20 protein-coding genes are annotated in these 16,500 nt (G+C 73.8%); 15 read left to right on the top strand and 5 right to left on the bottom strand.

The window, feature by feature from the left end; all coding sequences use genetic code 11:
* The first annotated feature begins 41 nt into the window (after positions 1-41).
* From AB0873_RS10635 to AB0873_RS10610, 6 genes are all read left to right on the top strand, one after another.
* The gene (locus AB0873_RS10635) at positions 42-977 is read left to right on the top strand and encodes an LCP family protein (protein ID WP_366599538.1); all 936 of its coding nucleotides are present in this window, start codon (positions 42-44) and stop codon (positions 975-977) included.
* A 30-nt stretch (positions 978-1,007) separates the two neighbouring features.
* Positions 1,008-1,343 carry a rhodanese-like domain-containing protein gene (locus AB0873_RS10630; protein WP_366599409.1) on the top strand — a complete coding sequence of 112 codons (336 nt, stop codon included), beginning with the start codon at positions 1,008-1,010 and terminating at the stop codon, positions 1,341-1,343.
* A gap of 13 nt (positions 1,344-1,356) precedes the next feature.
* Positions 1,357-2,160 (top strand): glycerophosphodiester phosphodiesterase family protein, encoded by an 804-nt coding sequence (locus tag AB0873_RS10625; RefSeq protein WP_366599408.1) that lies wholly within the window; start codon positions 1,357-1,359, stop codon positions 2,158-2,160.
* A 91-nt stretch (positions 2,161-2,251) separates the two neighbouring features.
* Positions 2,252-3,709, top strand: a complete 1,458-nt coding sequence (locus AB0873_RS10620) for an ATP-binding protein (RefSeq protein WP_366599407.1) — start codon at positions 2,252-2,254, stop codon at positions 3,707-3,709.
* 65 nt (positions 3,710-3,774) lie between these two features.
* The gene (locus AB0873_RS10615; RefSeq protein ID WP_366599536.1) at positions 3,775-4,200 is read left to right on the top strand and encodes an ATP-binding protein; all 426 of its coding nucleotides are present in this window, start codon (positions 3,775-3,777) and stop codon (positions 4,198-4,200) included.
* Positions 4,201-4,259: 59 nt separating this feature from the next.
* Positions 4,260-5,144: a DUF5926 family protein gene (locus tag AB0873_RS10610; RefSeq protein WP_366599406.1), complete on the top strand. Its 885-nt coding sequence runs from the start codon at positions 4,260-4,262 to the stop codon at positions 5,142-5,144.
* A gap of 142 nt (positions 5,145-5,286) precedes the next feature.
* Here AB0873_RS10610 and AB0873_RS10605 read toward each other — a convergent pair whose 3' ends face one another.
* Positions 5,287-6,501, bottom strand: coding sequence for an arginine deiminase (locus tag AB0873_RS10605; RefSeq protein ID WP_366599405.1), 1,215 nt, complete (start codon positions 6,499-6,501; stop codon positions 5,287-5,289).
* Between the two features lie 238 nt (positions 6,502-6,739).
* Here AB0873_RS10605 and AB0873_RS10600 point away from each other — a divergent pair, with 238 nt between their 5' ends.
* The 5 genes from AB0873_RS10600 to pheA all read left to right on the top strand — a co-directional run bounded on the left by AB0873_RS10600 (position 6,740) and on the right by pheA (position 10,247).
* Positions 6,740-7,480 carry a hypothetical protein gene (locus tag AB0873_RS10600; protein ID WP_366599404.1) on the top strand — a complete coding sequence of 247 codons (741 nt, stop codon included), beginning with the start codon at positions 6,740-6,742 and terminating at the stop codon, positions 7,478-7,480.
* Positions 7,481-7,656: 176 nt separating this feature from the next.
* Positions 7,657-8,115 carry a hypothetical protein gene (locus tag AB0873_RS10595; protein ID WP_366599403.1) on the top strand — a complete coding sequence of 153 codons (459 nt, stop codon included), beginning with the start codon at positions 7,657-7,659 and terminating at the stop codon, positions 8,113-8,115.
* 75 nt (positions 8,116-8,190) lie between these two features.
* The gene (locus tag AB0873_RS10590; protein WP_366599402.1) at positions 8,191-8,586 is read left to right on the top strand and encodes an ACT domain-containing protein; all 396 of its coding nucleotides are present in this window, start codon (positions 8,191-8,193) and stop codon (positions 8,584-8,586) included.
* A 146-nt stretch (positions 8,587-8,732) separates the two neighbouring features.
* Positions 8,733-9,281: a hypothetical protein gene (locus tag AB0873_RS10585; RefSeq protein ID WP_366599401.1), complete on the top strand. Its 549-nt coding sequence runs from the start codon at positions 8,733-8,735 to the stop codon at positions 9,279-9,281.
* A gap of 9 nt (positions 9,282-9,290) precedes the next feature.
* On the top strand, positions 9,291-10,247 hold the full coding sequence (gene pheA, locus AB0873_RS10580) for a prephenate dehydratase (protein ID WP_366599400.1): 957 nt from the start codon (positions 9,291-9,293) through the stop codon (positions 10,245-10,247).
* Between the two features lie 55 nt (positions 10,248-10,302).
* Here pheA and AB0873_RS10575 read toward each other — a convergent pair whose 3' ends face one another.
* From AB0873_RS10575 to AB0873_RS10565, 3 genes are all read right to left on the bottom strand, one after another.
* Positions 10,303-11,025: an AIM24 family protein gene (locus tag AB0873_RS10575; RefSeq protein ID WP_155329671.1), complete on the bottom strand. Its 723-nt coding sequence runs from the start codon at positions 11,023-11,025 to the stop codon at positions 10,303-10,305.
* A gap of 112 nt (positions 11,026-11,137) precedes the next feature.
* Positions 11,138-11,482 (bottom strand): metallopeptidase family protein, encoded by a 345-nt coding sequence (locus AB0873_RS10570; protein ID WP_366599535.1) that lies wholly within the window; start codon positions 11,480-11,482, stop codon positions 11,138-11,140.
* 175 nt (positions 11,483-11,657) lie between these two features.
* A complete protein-coding gene (locus tag AB0873_RS10565) occupies positions 11,658-12,089 on the bottom strand; it encodes an OsmC family protein (RefSeq protein WP_366599399.1) in 432 nt (143 codons plus the stop codon).
* Positions 12,090-12,299: 210 nt separating this feature from the next.
* Here AB0873_RS10565 and AB0873_RS10560 point away from each other — a divergent pair, with 210 nt between their 5' ends.
* The 3 genes from AB0873_RS10560 (at position 12,300) to AB0873_RS10550 (ending at position 14,886) form a co-directional block, all read left to right on the top strand.
* Positions 12,300-13,022, top strand: coding sequence for a hypothetical protein (locus AB0873_RS10560; RefSeq protein ID WP_366599398.1), 723 nt, complete (start codon positions 12,300-12,302; stop codon positions 13,020-13,022).
* 230 nt (positions 13,023-13,252) lie between these two features.
* The gene (locus AB0873_RS10555) at positions 13,253-14,074 is read left to right on the top strand and encodes an HAD family hydrolase (protein ID WP_366599397.1); all 822 of its coding nucleotides are present in this window, start codon (positions 13,253-13,255) and stop codon (positions 14,072-14,074) included.
* Complete coding sequence (locus tag AB0873_RS10550) at positions 14,074-14,886, top strand: HAD family hydrolase (RefSeq protein ID WP_366599396.1); 813 nt, start codon at positions 14,074-14,076, stop codon at positions 14,884-14,886. The genes AB0873_RS10555 and AB0873_RS10550 overlap by 1 nt, the downstream gene beginning before the upstream one ends.
* 85 nt (positions 14,887-14,971) lie before the next feature.
* Here the strand turns inward: AB0873_RS10550 and AB0873_RS10545 are convergent, their stop codons facing one another.
* Positions 14,972-15,574 (bottom strand): bacterial proteasome activator family protein, encoded by a 603-nt coding sequence (locus AB0873_RS10545; RefSeq protein ID WP_366599395.1) that lies wholly within the window; start codon positions 15,572-15,574, stop codon positions 14,972-14,974.
* An 84-nt stretch (positions 15,575-15,658) separates the two neighbouring features.
* Between AB0873_RS10545 and AB0873_RS10540 the strand changes: the two genes are divergently transcribed.
* Entirely contained in the window at positions 15,659-16,456 is a 798-nt protein-coding gene (locus tag AB0873_RS10540; protein WP_366599394.1) for an alpha/beta hydrolase, read from the top strand.
* Positions 16,457-16,500: the final 44 nt, after the last annotated feature.

The following is a 16,500-nucleotide window of genomic DNA, read 5'->3' as shown; positions in this document are numbered from 1 at the left end:
GCCGGCCCCGACTCCTGCTCCGCGCCGGCCTCGCCCTGGCACTGCTGGCCGGGCTCACCGTGGTCGGCCTCCGGGTGATCGCCGAACGGTACGACCGGGCCGTGGTCAAGGAGCAGTTGCTCGACGAGAGCGCCCGCCGGAAACGCACCGACGTGGACGGAACCCTCAACTACCTCCTCGTCGGCACCGACCGGTGGCGGAGCGGCAGCGCCGCCGACCGGCGGTCGGACACCATCCTCATCGTCCACGTGCCCGCCGGCGGGCGGGAGGCGTACCTGGTCTCGGTACCCCGGGACCTGCTGGTCGCCATCCCCGCCACCGCCGGCTACGGCGGCGGGCAGGACAAAATCAATTCCGCGTACGAGCACGGCGGCGGCGGACTGCCGGGCACCAGACTGCTCTCCGCGACACTGGCCCGCCTGACCGGGCTCCGGTTCGACGGCGCCGCCCTGATCGACTTCTCCGGCTTCCGCCGGGTCATCGACCTCCTCGGCGGCGTCCGCATGTGCGTCGACACCGAGGTCCGGTCGATCCACACCGGCCGGGTCTTCCCGCCCGGGTGCCAGCAGATGGACGGCGGCACCGCCCTGGACTTCGTCCGCCAGCGGTACGGCCTCCCGAACGGCGACTACGACCGGCAGACCCACCAGCAGCAACTGCTGCGGGCCGTCCTGGACCGGACCGGCGAGACCGCGCTGCGGACCAACCCGGTGAAGCTCGACCAGGTCATCCGCGCCGTGGGCGACTCCCTGACCGTGGACACCAACGGCGTACCCCTGGAGGACCTCGTGATCGCGCTGCGCGACCTGCCGGCCGACGCCCTGCGCGGGCTCCAGGTGCCGTCCCGGCCGCAGACCGTCGGCCAGGTGTCGTACGTGGTGCTGGACGACGGCGGCGCCGGCCTCTTCGAGGCGGTCCGGAGCACCCGGGTGCCAGGGTGGGCCCGCGCCAACCCGCGCTGGGTGACGCAGTTGTGACGGGCCACCAAGACCCTAAGCTTGGTAATCGTGTTCGGACCCCGCGTACCCACCGTGACCATCCCCGAGATCACCGACGACACGTACCTGCTCGACGTCCGGGAGGACGACGAGTGGGCCGCCGGCCACGCCCCCGGCGCCCACCACCTGCCGATGATGGAACTGCCGTCCCGGCTGACGGAGGTGCCCACCGACCGGGACGTCGCGGTCATCTGCCGCTCCGGCGGACGATCCGCCCAGGTCGTCGCATACCTCATGCGCAACGGCTGGGACCAGGTCCGCAACGTCGAGGGCGGGATGGGCGAGTGGGCCATCGCCGGGCGTCCCGTGGTCGGCGAGGACGGGCAGCCGGGCCGGGTCCTGTAGCGGAGAGCAACGCATGGACCGACCCCTGGTCTTCGCGCACCGCGGCTCGTCGTACGACCTTCCGGAGCACACCCTCGCCGCGTACCTGCGCGCGCTCGACGAGGGTGCCGACGGGCTGGAGTGCGACGTCCGGCTGACCCGCGACGGTCACCTCGTCTGCGTCCACGACCGTCGCCTGGACCGCACCAGCAACGGGCGGGGCCTGGTGAGCGCCCGCACCCTCGCCGAGTTGGAGGCACTGGACTTCGGGTCCTGGCACCCGGGCTGCGTACCGGCCGACGGCGACGAGGTGCTCGACGAGTCGCACACCCGGCTGCTCACCCTGGAACGGCTGCTGGACGCGGTCCTCGCCGCCAACCGGCCGGTCCGGCTGCTGGTGGAGACGAAGCACCCCTCCCGGTACGGCCGGGACGTCGAACGGCGGCTCGTCGCGCTGCTGCGCCGGTACGGGCTGACCGAACCCCGGCCCGAGCACCCGGTCCAGGTGACGGTGATGTCGTTCTCGCTGCTGGCGGTCCGCCGGATCCGCGAACTGTCCCCCGCGCTGCCCACCGTGCTGCTGCTGGAGATGCTGCCCCGCCGGGTGCGGCCGGGCCGGCTGCCGTTCGGAACCCGGATCGCCGGGCCCGGCGTGGCGCTGGTGCGGGCCCGCCCGGACCTGGTGCCGGCACTGCGCGCGGCCGGCAACCAGGTGTACGTCTGGACCGTCAACGACCCCGCCGACCTGGACCTGGTACTGGCCGCCGGGGTGGACGGCATCATCACCGACCGCCCGACCCAAGCCCTGGCCCGCGTGCAAGGAAGGGCCCCCTCTTAACGCCTGCGGTAGTAGAAGGGCCCCTTCTTAACGCGCTACGCCGGCCGGACGGGGGTGTCCGGAGATCCGCGCGGCGGGGCACACTCGGGGCATGCCGGAGCGTACGGACCTTCCCGCTCTGATCGCCGGGCACACGGTGGTCATCGAGATGATCAACTCTGGGGACGCCGGCCTTCCGGTCCTCACCCAACTGCTCCGGGTCACCCAGTCCGCGCTGGGCGCGGCCGGTGTGGCGTTCGTCGAGTTCGCACCTACCGGCGGCCGGATCATCGCCGCCACCGGCGCCGTCGACTGGACCATCGGCCGACCCGTTCCGGCCGACGACCCGGACATCGCCTGCCTGCTCTCCGGACCTCGCGTCCGGGAGATCCGGGTGGACCGGCTCACCGGCAGGCTCGGCGCCGAACTGGCCGACCGGGGCCTGCACCGGATGGTCGCGTCCCGCGCCGAGATCGGCGGGCTCACCGTGGGGAGCCTGCACGCCCTCTACCCCTCCGACGGCGACGGCCCGGGCACCGACCAGCACGCGGTCGTCACGTACGTCGCCTCCTGCATCGCCCACATGTACGGCGACCAGAGCGGCCTGCCGGTGCACGGCGACGGCCCGGTGGTGGCCGCCATGGCCGACGGGCTGGCCGTGGTCGACCGCGATGGTCACGTCCGGCTCTGGAACCCGGCCGCCGCCCAGGTGACCGGCCGTTCCGCCGCCGACGCGCTCAACCAGCCGCTGCCGTTCCCCCTCCCCCCGCCCGGACAGGTGCTCGACCACCGGCTGCCGGACGGCCGCTGGCTGCGGGTCACCTCGGGCGAGCTGCCCGGCCCCGGCACGCTGCGGGTGGTCACCTTCCGCGACACCACCGACCAGCAGCGCCGTGACAACGACCGGGACCTCTTCGTGGCGGTCACCAGCCACGAGCTGCGGACCCCGGTCACCGTCATCAAGGGGTACGCGGACACCCTCAATGACCACTGGGAGTCGCTGAGCGACGCGGACCGGCGGATGGCCGCCCGCGTGATCGGCCAGCGCGCCAACGAGCTGGCCCGCCTCGTCGACCGCTTGCTCTCCTCGGCGACCGAGGCGGGCCCGGGTGAGGAGCCGTCGGCCCCGTACGACCTCAACGACGCCCTGTGCACGGCGGTGGCTGACCTTCCGGCGGAGCTGCGCCGCCGCATCACGCTGGACCTGCCGGCGGGGCTACCCAAGGTGCTCGGCCACCGGGCGAGCCTGGCGACGGTGCTGACCGAGCTGTGCACGAACGCCGGCAAGTACTCGCCACCGGGCACCCCGATCGGCATCAGCGCCGGGGCCGACGGGCAGACCGTCTCCTTCCGGGTCTCCGACCAGGGCATCGGCGTCCGCCCCGAGCACGTGGAGCGCGCGTTCGACCGGTTCTGGCAGGGCGAGTCCGGTGACCGCCGCCGCTTTCCCGGCGCGGGGCTCGGCCTCTATCTGGTCCGCCGGATCGTTGAACAACAGAATGGATGGGTATCCCTTCGACCGAAGGCCGGTGGCGGTACGGTCGCAGAGGTGCGGCTGCCCCGCGGGTGACCGGCGGTGGCGGGGGGTGTGGAGGGGCGACGGTGTCGACGCAGGGTGCCGAACGGGCGTGGTGCGTGGTGGTGCCCCACCATGCGACGGGTGCGCGGCAGGCGCGGCACCGGCTCGCCGACGAGCTGACCGAGGTCGTGAGCCGGACCCTGCTCGCGGACCTCGTGGCGGTCCTCGCGGAGCTGGTGGGCAACGCCGTACGCCACGCCGACCCGCTTCCGGGCGGGGTGATCCGGGTGGCCTGGCGGCTCCGCGACACGCCCGCCGGCCCCCGCGTCCACCTGCGGGTGACCGACGGCGGTGCGGCCGCCGGGCCGCGGATGCGAGAAGCCGACCCGGACGCGATCGACGGCCGGGGCCTGCACATCGTGTCGGGCCTGTCGAGCCGCTGGGGCGTCGACCGGGACGGGCTCGGCCAGACCGTCTGGGCGGAGTTCGAGCCGGCCGGGTCCGTCCGGCCCGACCTGGTGGTCGCCGGACCGGGGCGCTGACAGCCGCTGAGGCGGGTCCTCCCCACGCCGGCCCGCGCCGGCCTCTAGGCTGTCGATCCGTGAGCAAGCGTCGAAAGAGCCAGCGGGCCGCGGACACCACCGGTAAGCGCGAGAAGGTGCGGGACGTCTTCGTGCCCCGCCCCTTCGCGGGGCTGGCCGACGAGCCGGAGTGGATCGCGCTGCGCGAGTTGGTGCCGGCCGCCTCCGCGCCGCTGCGGCTCACGCCGGACCTCGTCGAGGAGTACGGCGACCGCGAGGTCCTGCTGGCCACCGTGCTGCCGATGGCGGCGCCGGCGATGACCAAGCCGGACGGGCGGGTCTTCATCGGTCTCCAGCGGCACCAGCAGTCCGGCGACGTCTCGCGGGACCTGGCCGAGGCGCTGCTCTGCGCACTGCGTACCGAGCCCGGTGGCCAGGTCACCGTGCCGCCGCTGCCCGGCCCCGGCCCCCGGCTCCAGGACATGCTGGTCGACGGGCCGCTGGAGATCACCCTGCACGACGGCTTCGGGTTCTGGCTCGACCCGGGTGCGGCGGACGACCCGACCGTGCAGGCGTCGCTGGAGCGGGCCAACGCCGCCATCTACCCCACCGTCCGGCTGACCGCGGCGCGGGCCGCGTACTGGTGCCAGGTGCCGGAGAAGGCGCACGTGCGGTGGGTGCTGCCCGACGACGAGGACGCCGCGCTGGACGCGCTGGCGCGACTCAGCGCGGCCGGCGCCCTGACGCTCGGCGAGCAGACGAAGTTCGCCGGCATGTTCCGGGCGCACGGTCGCCTGGTACCGGTGTGGGACCTGCCCGAGGACACCCCGGCCGGCGAGTGGGAGCAGCCGGTGGCGGACTTCGCCAAGCGCTACGCCGAGGCTCTGGCGGAGCGTACCCCCTTGGACGCCGCGGCCCGGCGCGCCCGCCACGGCCTGCTCGGCCGCCAGCTCACCCTCCGCTGAGGGGCCGGCTGCCGCCCTGCGGGGCCCGTTAAGAAGGGGCCCTTCCTCTACCGGAGGCGTTGATAAGGGGCCCTTCCTTACCCGCGCAGCGGGTCGGGAAGGGGCCCTTCCTCTACCGGAGGCGTTGATAAGGGGCCCTTCCTTACCCGCGCAGCGGGTCGCGGACGAGTGGGCAGGACATGCACCGGGGGCCGCCGCGGCCGGAGCCCAGCTCGGAGCCGGCGATCGGGATGACCTCGATGCCGGCCCGTTCCAGCTGGGCGTTGGTCTCCGTGTTGCGCTCGTAGCCGACGCAGAGCCGCGGCGCGAGGGCGAGGGTGTTGTTGCCGTCGTCCCACTGCTCACGCTCGGCGGTGACCGGGTCGAGACCTGTGTCGATGACCCGGAGCTGGGCCAGGTCCATCGCGTCGGCGGCGGCCCGCAGGAACGGCGCCGGGCCGTCCACCCGCGGGTCCTCGCCGTCGGCGCCGGCGATGACGGTGTACGCGGACAGCGTGCTGGCGATGTTCGGGTACATCAGCACGGCGTCGACGTCGACCATCGTGCAGACGGTGTCGAGGTGCATCGTGGCGCGCTCCTGCGCGATCGGCACGACCAGGATGGTGTGCGCAAGCCGGGCGGCGAAGACCTGGCGCGCGAGACGCTCCGCGCCCGCCGGTGTGGTGCGCTCACCCACGCCGACCGCCAGCACGCCGGGGGCGAGCAGGAGCACGTCGCCGCCTTCCAGGTGCTCCAACTCCGGGTGGTACACGAACTCGCTGCCGGCGAAGCGGGGATGGTGCCGGTAGATCGCGTCGGTCAGCGTGGTCTCCCGCCGGCGGGCCGTCATGGCCAGGCTGGTGACCGCGACCCGGTCACCGATCCAGACCGACGAGTCCCGGGTGAAGAGCAGGTTCGGCAGCGGGTCGATGACGAAGTCGTGCCGGTCCATCAGGGTGTAGACGAGGCCGCCGGGGCGGTCCCGGCTGATCCGCAGTTCCTCGTGCGCCAGGCCGGCGATGAACACGTCGGCCAGCGCCGCCGGGTCGAGGTACGCGAGGTGGTCGGCGACCCGGGCGCGCAGCGAGTCGCCGAGCCGGGGGGAGCGCAGCACCAGGTCGGTCAGCTCGGCGCGCGCGTCGGCGACGGCGAGCGTCTCCGCCAGCAGGTCGGCGAGGTAGAGCACCTCGACTCCCCGCTCGCGCAGCGCGGCGGCGAACGCGTCGTGCTCCTCCTGCGCGCGGCCCACCCAGGGGATGGCGTCGAAGAGAAGGGAGTCGTTGTTGCGGGGGGTGAGCCGGGCGAGTTCGGGCCCCGGCCGGTGCAGCATGACCGTGCCCAGCCGACCGACCTCGCTGTCCACGTAGTGGGTCACCATCGAAGCGTAGGGCCTGGGTCGGCGTCCCGCCGTCCGTCGCAGCGACTCGGACCGGGGGCCGGTGCCGACGTCCCCGGCACCGGTCGTGGGAGGGGTTTGGCGGCATCCGGCAAAAGAACTGTGCGTGAATACGGCATTCATCCACAGTCACTCCGGCGCTCCAACTTGCCGACCGGGGGGACTGGCAACGTAGGGTAGTGAGGACATAACTTCGAGGGACCTTTTGCCGGAGGTCGCGATGACTGTCTTCCCCGCTCGACGAGCCGTACCGTCGCCCCGGGCACTGCCGCCCGTCGCGGTGCCGCACCCCCGGACGGAACCCCAGGGCGTTCTCAGCCCGGCCCGTCCGTCCCCGTTGGAGTGGGCCCGCCGCCTGCGGGCGGAGCGCGGGGCCCGGCGGCTGGAGGCGGCCGGCGCGCGGGCGCTGGGCCAGCTCGACCACCTCGGCCCCGCCTGGCACGTCATCGAGTGGCCCCGCACCGACGCGACGGACCTGCTGCGGGACCAGGCGGGTGACGACCGCGCCGGCTTCCTCGCCATCGGCCCGAGCGGCCTCTACGCGGTCACCATCGCCGACCATGGCCGGGCCCGCGTGCTGGTGGCCGGCGACGTCGTGCAGATCAACGGCAAGCGCCCGCCGTACGTGGCCGAGGCCCGTCGCGACGCCAAGCGGGCGAGCAAGGCCCTCTCCGATGCGGTGGGCCTGCCGATCCCGGTGACGCCGGTGCTGACCTTCGTCGGCTCCGGCGTCATCAGCGTCTACGGCCTTCCGAAGGACTGCCTGATGGCGACACACCGGGAGCTGGACCGGCTGCTCGTCGCCGCCGGCAACCGGATCAGCCCGGCCACCGCCGAGAAGCTTTCGCGGGTCGCCCAGCATCCGGCCACCTGGCTCAACGGCACCTACCGGCCGGCCGCCGACTACCGGTGGTACGACGAGGGCCGAACGGCCGCTGACAAGCCGGTCGGCCGGCGGTAACGTCAGCCGCGACGCCACGCGACCCGGGTCCGGACGGCACCCGCCGGTCGCGCCGTCGCCGGCCGCCCGGTCAGGGCGTGGACCAGCACCCGGCGGCCCGGTGACCCCAACGCGGTCAGCGGCCGGCTCCCGGACCAGCTAGCGTGGACAGACCGTCGGTGTACATAGGAGGCTCGGTGGCCCACGTCGAACTTTCGCTCTCGGAAGTGTTCGTGCCGACGGCAGGGACATCGACAGAGCAGGGGTCCGACAACGTTGGGCAGTGGTCCTCGACGGTCTGCCGGGCGGACGAGCCGTGCCTGCTGATCGACGCCGACACCCGGGTGATCGCCGTCTCCGCGTCCGGGTGCGAGCTGCTCTGCCTGGGCGCTCCGCAGGACGTGATCGGGCGGCCGTTGCTCGACGGTGGTCTGCGCCTGCTCGACTTCACCGCCAACCGGGGCGAGCTGACCGAGCCGGAGATCGACAAAATTCCGCCGCTGCTCGCCCTCACCTCGGGCCGCCTGGCCCGCGGGCTGCTCCGGGTCCAGGGGGCGTCACCGGACGCGCCCGACGCCACCGTCGACGCGATCTCCACCCCGGTCCTCACCGACGGCGTGGTCGCCGGCTCGCTCACCTTCTTCTCCGAGGTCTGACCTGCGGCGGCATGTGGCGTTCGCCGCACGCGGCGAAGGTGGGGTACGCGCTCGCCGAGGCCGTAAGGTGCCCTCATGCTGGATATCGCTCTGCTGCCGGGTGAGTACGCCGTCTGCCGCCTCGCGGCCGGCTCCGCCCTGCCGCCCGCCCTGGCCGGCGGTCTGAGCGACGGCGCTGTCGTCACGGTGAGCTGGACCGCCGACGGGGTCTCGGTGATCTGCCCAGCCGACCGGGCGCCCGAGCAGGCCGTCGTGGAGACCGCCTGGCGCTGCCTGCGGGTGGCAGGTCCGCTCGACCTGGCCGTCTCCGGCACCCTGGCCGCGCTGGTCGACCCGCTGGCGGAGGCCCGGGTCAGCGTGGTCGCGTTCTCCACCTACGACACCGACTACCTGCTGGTCCCCGCGGTACGCCTCGACGAGGCCGTCACGGCCCTGGACCGGGCCGGGCACCGCGTGCTCACCAGACCGTGACGCGGCGTCACGGCGGGCACCGGCACGGCGCGGCCGGGCTGTGACGCCGGGACGGTCCCGGCTTCACCCGGCCGCCGGATGCTCCTACGATGGGCACGCTCGCCCCCCACCACAACGGTCAGCGTCGATGTCCTGAGGATCGGTCCGTGCCGCCCACCCCGCCCCGCCGTGCCACCGCCCGCCCCCGCGCCGTGGTCGCCCTCCTGGCCGTGCTGCTGACGGCCGGCTGCGGCGCCCCGCCCGAACTGCGGCAGCCCTCACCCACCCGGGCGGCCCGGACCGCCACGCCGGGTCCGACCGGCACGGCCACGGCGGTCCCGAACCCGCCGGTGACCGGGCTCCCCGGGCTGCCGGGCACCACGACGACACCCTCCTCGGGCCTGGTCGCCGTCGCCTGCCCCGCCGGCCCGTCCGGTCAGCGGGTCACCGACCTGGTACGCGGGCGCGACGTGCTGCCCGGCAACGTCCGTGTCCAGGTGAAGACCGGGCCGCTCTGCGCCGACGAGTGGCACTACACCGTCCTCGACGTGGCGGGCTACGAGCCGCTCCAAGTGGTCACCCGCGGCCTGGGCGGCGCACCACGCCTGGTCACCGCCGGGACCGACGTCTGCACCGTGGAGGTGCGGGTCGCCGCCCCGGTCGGCATCCGCACCCTGGCCTGCGACGCCGGCACGGTCCCCGGCTTCGGTGCGTAGGCTGTCGCCATGCCGGGAACACCGCCGACCCGCTTCGTCTACCTCGGGCCCGAGGGCACCTTCGCCGAGCAGGCGCTGCGTACCATCCCCGCCGCCGAGCGGGCCAACCGTACGCCCGCCCGCAGTGTCGGTGAGGCGCTGGAGGGCGTACGGGCCGGGGACGCGGACGCGGCGCTGGTGCCGCTGGAGAACTCGATCGGCGGCGCGGTCGGCGTGACCCTCGACGAGCTCGCCGAGGGGGATCCGCTGGTGATCACCCGCGAGGTGATCCTGCCGGTGGAGTTCGTGCTCGGCGCCCGCCCCGGCACCTCGCTGCCGGCGGTGCGCAGCGTCGCCGCCCACCCGCAGGCGTCCACCCAGTGTCGGAACTGGCTGCGCGCGCACCTGCCGGACGCCGTGGTGGTGGACGTCCTCTCCAACGGCGCGGCGGCGGCCGGCGCCGCGGCCGGCGAGTACGACGCGGCGATCTGCGCCCCGATCGGTGCCACCCGGCACCGGCTCGAGGTGCTGGCCGACAAGATCGCCGACCACCCGGACGCCGTGACCCGGTTCGCGCTGGTGTCCCGGCCGGGCCCGCCCCCGCCGCCGACCGGGGACGACGTGACCTCGCTGGCCGTCTACATCGCCCACGACCGGGTGGGCGCACTGCTGTCCGTGCTGATGGAGCTGGCCGTCCGGGGAGTCAACCTGACGCGGATCGAGTCCCGCCCGACCGGTGAGGCGCTCGGCCGGTACGTCTTCTTCCTCGACTGCACCGGGCACGTGGCCGACGTACGGCTCGGCGAGGCGTTGCAGGCGCTGCGCCGGGTGTGCGCCGACGTCCGCTTCCTCGGGTCGTACCCCCGGCACCGCTGGACCGCCGCGGCGGGCGAGCGGCCGGTCCCCGCGCCGGCGGGCCTCTCCGATGCCGACTACGCCGACGCCGCCGCCTGGCTGGCCCGGCTGCGCAGGGGCGACCTGACCTGACCTGACCGCCTGCACCCGGGGGCGCACCGCGCTCGCGGCGCGCCCCGGACACGCGTCAGCTCAGCAGGCCGCCGAGGAGGCCGCCCTGCTGCTCCTGCGCGCCGCTGCCCATGACCGGCGGCTCCTCGGAGGGCTGGACGACCACGAAGCCCTGCCCGGCGAAGCTCATGGTGAACGCCTCACCGGTGCGCCGGCCGAGCAGCGTGCCCAGGCCGAGCTGCTCGGCGCGGTGGTAGCCGGTCTGGAGGTTGGCGGACCAGCAGACCGCCGCCTGCGGGTCGACGTAGGTGGGGGCGTCGACGTTGAGGACGACGGGAGTGCCCTTGGTCGTGATGGCGATCCGGCCGTGACCGGAGAAGACGCAGTTGAACAGGCCCGACGACGACGCCATGCCGGCGCCGCCGACCATGCGGATGTCGTACTGGAGGGTGGCGTCGAAGGCGAGCACGCTCGAACCGTTGATCGAGAGGGCGTCGCCCGGCTCCAGCTCGATGATGTGCACGTCCTTGGCGAAGTCCGCCAGGAAGACGTCACCCTGACCGGTGACCTTCATCAGCGGGACACCCTCGCCGGTGAGCTTCTGCTTGAGGAACTTGCCGAGCCCGCCCGAGCCGAGTGCCTGGAACTGCACGTTCCCCTGGTAGGCCACCATCGAGCCGACCCGGGCCATCGCCTCACCGTTGAGTTCGATCTTGAGCATCTTGGAGTTCTGCAGCCGCATACCCGGCTGGGCGGACTCCTTCTCCAGGTTCTCCGAGGAGAAGAGTTCGCTGCGCATGGACGTGCCTCCTACAGTTCGCGGTGCCTTGGCCCCGACGGTAGGTCAGCAGCGCAACGGACGGCCATCGGCCGACCGGAGCCTCGGACGCTGTCCCGACAGCCGCCAGGGCCTAGCCCCACCCCAGCTCGTGCAGGCGGTGGTCGTCGATGCCGAAGTGGTGGGCGATCTCGTGGACCACGGTGATCGCGACCTCGTCCACCACGTCGTGCTCGCTGTCGCAGATACGCAGGATCGGGTTGCGGTAGATGAGGATGCGGTCCGGCAGCACGCCCGAGTAGTCCCAGCCCCGCTCGGTCAGGGCGTGCCCCTCGTAGAGGCCGAGCAGGTCCTCACCCGGGGGCGGGTCGTCCTCCACCAGGATGACCACGTTGCTCATCAGGGCGAGCAGTTCCTCCGGGACCTCGTCGAGGGCTTCGCCGACCAGTTCCTCGAACCGCTCCCGGCTCATCTCCACCGCCACACCCCCATTCTGCCCACCGATCGGCACCCGCAAGATCCCGGCGTTCCCCGGAACGGTTCCGCCCACCCCCACGGGAGGAGGCCCATCCGTCCCCGGATGGTCACTCCTCCCGTGAAAGTGCGGCGAACCGGGCGGCCCGGGGAACCCGGGCGGTGCGGGCGACCGGATGTCAGGAGGTGAGGCGGGCGTTCAGGGTGATCTGGGCGCCCGGCGAGAGCAGGCGCGAGATCGGGCAGTTCTCCTTGGCGGCCTCGGCGAGCTTGGTGAACTGCGCCTCGTCCATGCCGGGCGCCTGACCGACCGTCTCCAGGTCGATCCGGGTGACGGTCATGCCCGCGTCGGTCTTGTCGAAGTGCACCTTGGCGCTGGTCTCCACCGAGGTGCCGGTCGCGCCGGCGTCGGCGAGCTGCTTGGAGAGGGCCATCGAGAAGCAGCTGGCGTGCGCGGCGCCGATCAGCTCCTCCGGGTTGGTGCCCTCGCCCTCCTCGAAGCGCGACTTGAAGGAGTAGTTCCCCTCCAGGCCGCCCTTGCCGGTGCGGAGGGTGCCGGACCCCTCGGTGAGGTTGCCCTGCCAACGTGCGGAAGCGGTACGGATAGGCATGCACCCGACGCTAGTCGAAACCAGACGCCGGGGCGACCGACCGGCGCACCCGCCACTCGCGGTACCGCCCGCCGGACGCTGGCTGTGTCATGATTCCGCTCGGAGGCGGTCGGGAAACCGTGCGGCCTCTCGAATCCCCTCGGGGCCGGTCCGGTCCGCCTTCCGGCCGGCACCGACGGAACGGGCGTCAGCGCGGAAGGATGTCCCCCGATGTCCCAGGACCTCCCCATCCCCCGGCAGGAAGACCGGTCCGACGACGGCCCCGCCGTCGTGGAGTGGGGTGGGTCCGATCCGCGGCCACCCGGCCGGGCCGGGCAGTTTTTCACCGGCCTCGCCCGGGACCGCCGCCTGCCCCTCGTCCTCGCCGGCCTCGGGGCGGCCGCCGGCCTCGCCTCGCTGATCGGGGAGTGGGTGATGCTGACCATGCCCAACGCCGGGCCCGACGGCGGTGGGCTCCGCCTCCCCGAGGGGGTCTCCAACGTCGGCGGGTTCGGCGGCGCGTACCTGGCCGGTCTGCTCGCGCTGGTGGTGGCGGTCGCGCTCGCGTTGCGGGGCACCGAGGCGGCCCGCCCGAACGCCCGCATCGCCGGCCTGGTGCTGGCCGGGGCGCTGCTCGCCGTGCTGACCGCCGCGGCCATCACGATCGGCGACGCCGACCTGCGGGCCATCTACTACGGCGGCCAGGACGGATTCGCCATCGAGTACGGACGCGGGCTGGTCGCCGCGTTCCTCGCCTGTGCGTTGCTGGGGGCGGCGCTCCTGCCCACCCCGTCCGCCGCCGCGCCCGCCGCCGAGACGGAGAGCGGTGTGTCGATCCCGCCGGCCCGGCGGCGTCGCTCCCGGCGGGACGACCCCGGTGAGGCCCTGCCGCCCCCGGCCGACCTCACCGTCGGGCCCGCCACGCCGTTCACCCGCCCGGAACCGCCGGGCTGAGTCGGGCGGCGGGGGCCGGGCGGGCCGTCCGCGACGTGCCCTGGGCAGCCTGCGACCCGTCGGCGGCAGCCCGACGCGATCACCACAGGTCAGTCGTTCCCCGTTGGCACCGGATTCGTCTGATCGCCATGGTCGCGACCGCTTCCGCGAGGTACGGTTGCTGCCCGCCGTCACGCCGGGTCACACGACCGGAACGGCTGGCCGCGACGGCGGCGGGCGAAGGAGGAACGATGACCCGCCCGGGCCTGCCCAAGCTGATCGCGACCGATCTGGACGGGACGCTCGTCCGCAGCGACGAGACCGTCTCCGCGTACACCCATGAGGTGCTCGACCGGGTACGGGCCGCCGGCATCCCGGTGGTCGGCGCGACCGGTCGCGGCCCCCGGCTCACCGAGCTGACCCGCAACGACATCCGTGCCGCGGACTTCCTGGTGATGGCCGGCGGCGGGCGGGTGGTCGACCAGAGCGATCCGGGCGGGCCGGTCGTGCTGCGTGACGAGCGCCTCCCCGGCGCCGTCCTGGCCGGCCTGCTGGCCGCCCTGGAGGCCGAGGTCGGCCCGCTCACCGTGATGGTGGAGGCGTCGGACGAGCACGACGCGCCGCTCTGGGGCGACTACCACCCGAGCTGGCCGTACCAGGACCGGTTCGAGGCCCGCACCCGGACCGAGTGCCTCTCCGGAGACGTGATCAAGGCGTTCGCCCGTACCGCCGACCACCACGTCGACGAGCTGCTCGACGTGGCGCGGCGGATCGTCCCACCGGAGGTCGCCACGCTCACCCAGGCCGGGCTCGGCTTCGTCGAGATCTGCCCGCCCAGGGTCGACAAGGCGACCGGGCTCACCGTGGTGGCGGAGCGGCTCGGCGTCGACCCGGCGGAGGTGCTGGTCTTCGGCGACCAGCCCAACGACCTGCCGATGTTCGCCTGGGCCGGTTGGGCCCGGGTGGCGGTCGCCAACGCCCACCCGGCGGTCCGCGCGGCGGCCGACGAGACGACCCTGCGCAACGACGACGACGGGGTAGCGGTGTACCTCGATCGACTACTGTCCCGCTGATGGGAGAGCCACCCCGCCTCGTCGCCACGGACATCGACGGGACGCTGCTGCGCGACGACCGGACGCTGAGTCCGCAGACCGCCGACGTCCTGGCCCGGATCTCCACGCGCGGCACGCCGGTCGTGCTGGTCACCGGCCGTCCCATCCGCTGGCTCAAGCTGGTGTACGACCAGCTCGCCGAGCCGCTGCCGGCGATCTGCGCCAACGGCGCGGTGGTCTACGACCCGGTGGCGGACGAGGTGCTGCGGGCCGATCCGCTCGCCCCGGAACTCCTCGCCGAGGTGGCCCGGCGGCTGCGCGCCGAGGTGCCCGAGGTGACCTTCGCGGTGGAGATCGTCAACAGCCGGGAGATGCGGCACGAGACGCACTACCCGCTGCGGTGGGACGCCGACCACGCGGCGATCCGAGCCGTCGAGACCCCGGAGGAGCTGCTCGCCGCCCCGGCGGTGAAGCTGCTCGCCCGCGCCGGCGAGCAGGACCCGGACGCGTTCGCCGCGCTGGTCGCCCGGGCGCTGGTCGGGCTGGCCGAGGCCACGCACTCGTCGTACTCGGGGCTGGTCGAGATCTCGGCGGCCGGCGTGACCAAGGCGGCCGGCCTGGCCTGGTACTGCTCGCGGCACGGGATCGACGCCGCCGACGTGCTGGCCTTCGGGGACATGCCCAACGACGTGCCGATGCTCACCTGGGCCGGTCGGGGAGTCGCGGTCGCCAACGCGCACCGTTCGGTCCTGGAGATCGCCGACGACGTCACCACGGCGAACACCGCCGACGGTGTCGCCGCGTACCTGGAGAAGGTCTTCGGGCTGGACTGAGCGGCCGGCCGGAAGCCGGCCGGCCGCTCGGTCACCGGTGCACCGGCCGGGCCCGGCTGCGCCGGCGTGCCTCACGGACCGAGCCCTAGAGGTACTGGCCGGTGCCGTGCCCCTCGCCGCCCTGCGGCTGGCCCATGCCGGGCATCCCGGGGACCATTCCGCCCGGCCCGCTGGGCAGCGCGGGCCGGCCGGAGCGCATCTGCTCCAGCTGGACCCGGGCCGCCATCTGCTGGGCCACCAGGGCCGCCTGGATGCCGTGGAAGAGCCCCTCCAGCCAGCCGACGAGCTGCGCGTGCGCGATCCGCAGCTCGCCCTCGCTGGGTGCCTTCTCCTCGGTGAAGGGCAGCGAGATGCGCTCCAGTTCCTCCCGCAGCTCGGGGGCGAGCCCCTCCTTGAGCTCGACGATCGACCGCTCGTGGATCTCCCGCATGCGGTGCCGGCTCGCGTCGTCCAGCGGCGCGGCCTTGACCTCCTCCAGCAGCTGTTTGATCATGCTGCCGATCCGCATCACCTTGGCCGGCTGCTCGACCAGGCGGGACGGGTCCTCTCCCGGCCCCTCGTCGGTCTGCACCGTGCCGACCGGCCGGCCGTCGGGCCCGACCACCACCACGGTGCCGGAGCGACCGGTGCCGTCCTGGTCCGGCTCGTCGTTCTGTCCAACGGAGTGCGCTTCGGTCATGGGGTCCATCTTTACCCAGTCGCCCGCCGGGATGCGCCCCGGGAGCCGCTGTCGACGACGATCGGGTGCCGGTGGCGCGCTACCGTCGCGGGCATGCCCAGCGACCCGCGAGCCGTGCTCACCCGCCCCGCGCCGGCGCCGGACGTCACCGTCGCGTACGGCGACCACCCGGACCAGATCGCGGACCTGCGCCGGCCGGCCGGCAGCGGACCGGCCCTGCCGTTGGTGGTCGTCGTGCACGGGGGTTTCTGGCGGGCGGAGTACGACCGGGGGCACACCGGTCCGCTCGCCAACGCGCTGGCCGCGCTCGGCTACCCGGTCGCCCAGGTGGAGTACCGCCGGACCGGGCAACCCGGCGGCGGCTGGCCGGGAACCCTCGCCGACGTCCTGACCGCGGTGACCCAGCTGCCGCGGTTGGCTGCCGAGGCGCTGCCCGGCCGGGTGGCTGCGGGCGCGCCGATCCTGGTCGGCCACTCGGCCGGTGGCCACCTCGCCCTCTTCGTGGCGGCGGTCGCGCCGGTGGAGGTCGGCGCGGTGCTGGCCCTCGCGCCGGTGGCGGACCTGGCCGAGGCGTACCGGCTGGACCTGGACTCCGGTGCGGTCGCCGCGCTGCTCGGCGGTGGCCCGGCCGACGTACCGGACCGGTACGCCGCTTGTGATCCACGATCGTTGGTGCCCATTCGGACACGGAGCGTGATCGTTCACGGTGCACTCGACCGCCAGGTGCCGGTCGGCATGAGCCGGGAGTTCGCGGCTGCGGCACAGGCCGCCGGAAGTGACGTACGCCTCGTTGAGCTGCCCGATTGCGAGCACTTCGGCCTGATCGACCCCGAGTCCGCGGCCTGGTCCGAGGTTGCCGCTGCGTTGCGGTCATTGCATGAAGATCATTAGGCATTGACGGAGCGTCGCGGAGCAGGTAGAACGCCGGAGGGGCG

The sequence above is a fragment of the Micromonospora sp. NPDC047707 genome (assembly GCF_040704235.1).
In the GTDB taxonomy this organism is placed as follows: Bacteria; Actinomycetota; Actinomycetes; order Mycobacteriales; family Micromonosporaceae; genus Micromonospora.
The sequence above is the reverse complement of the archived record's forward strand: the minus strand, read 5'-3'. Positions and strand labels throughout refer to the sequence as shown.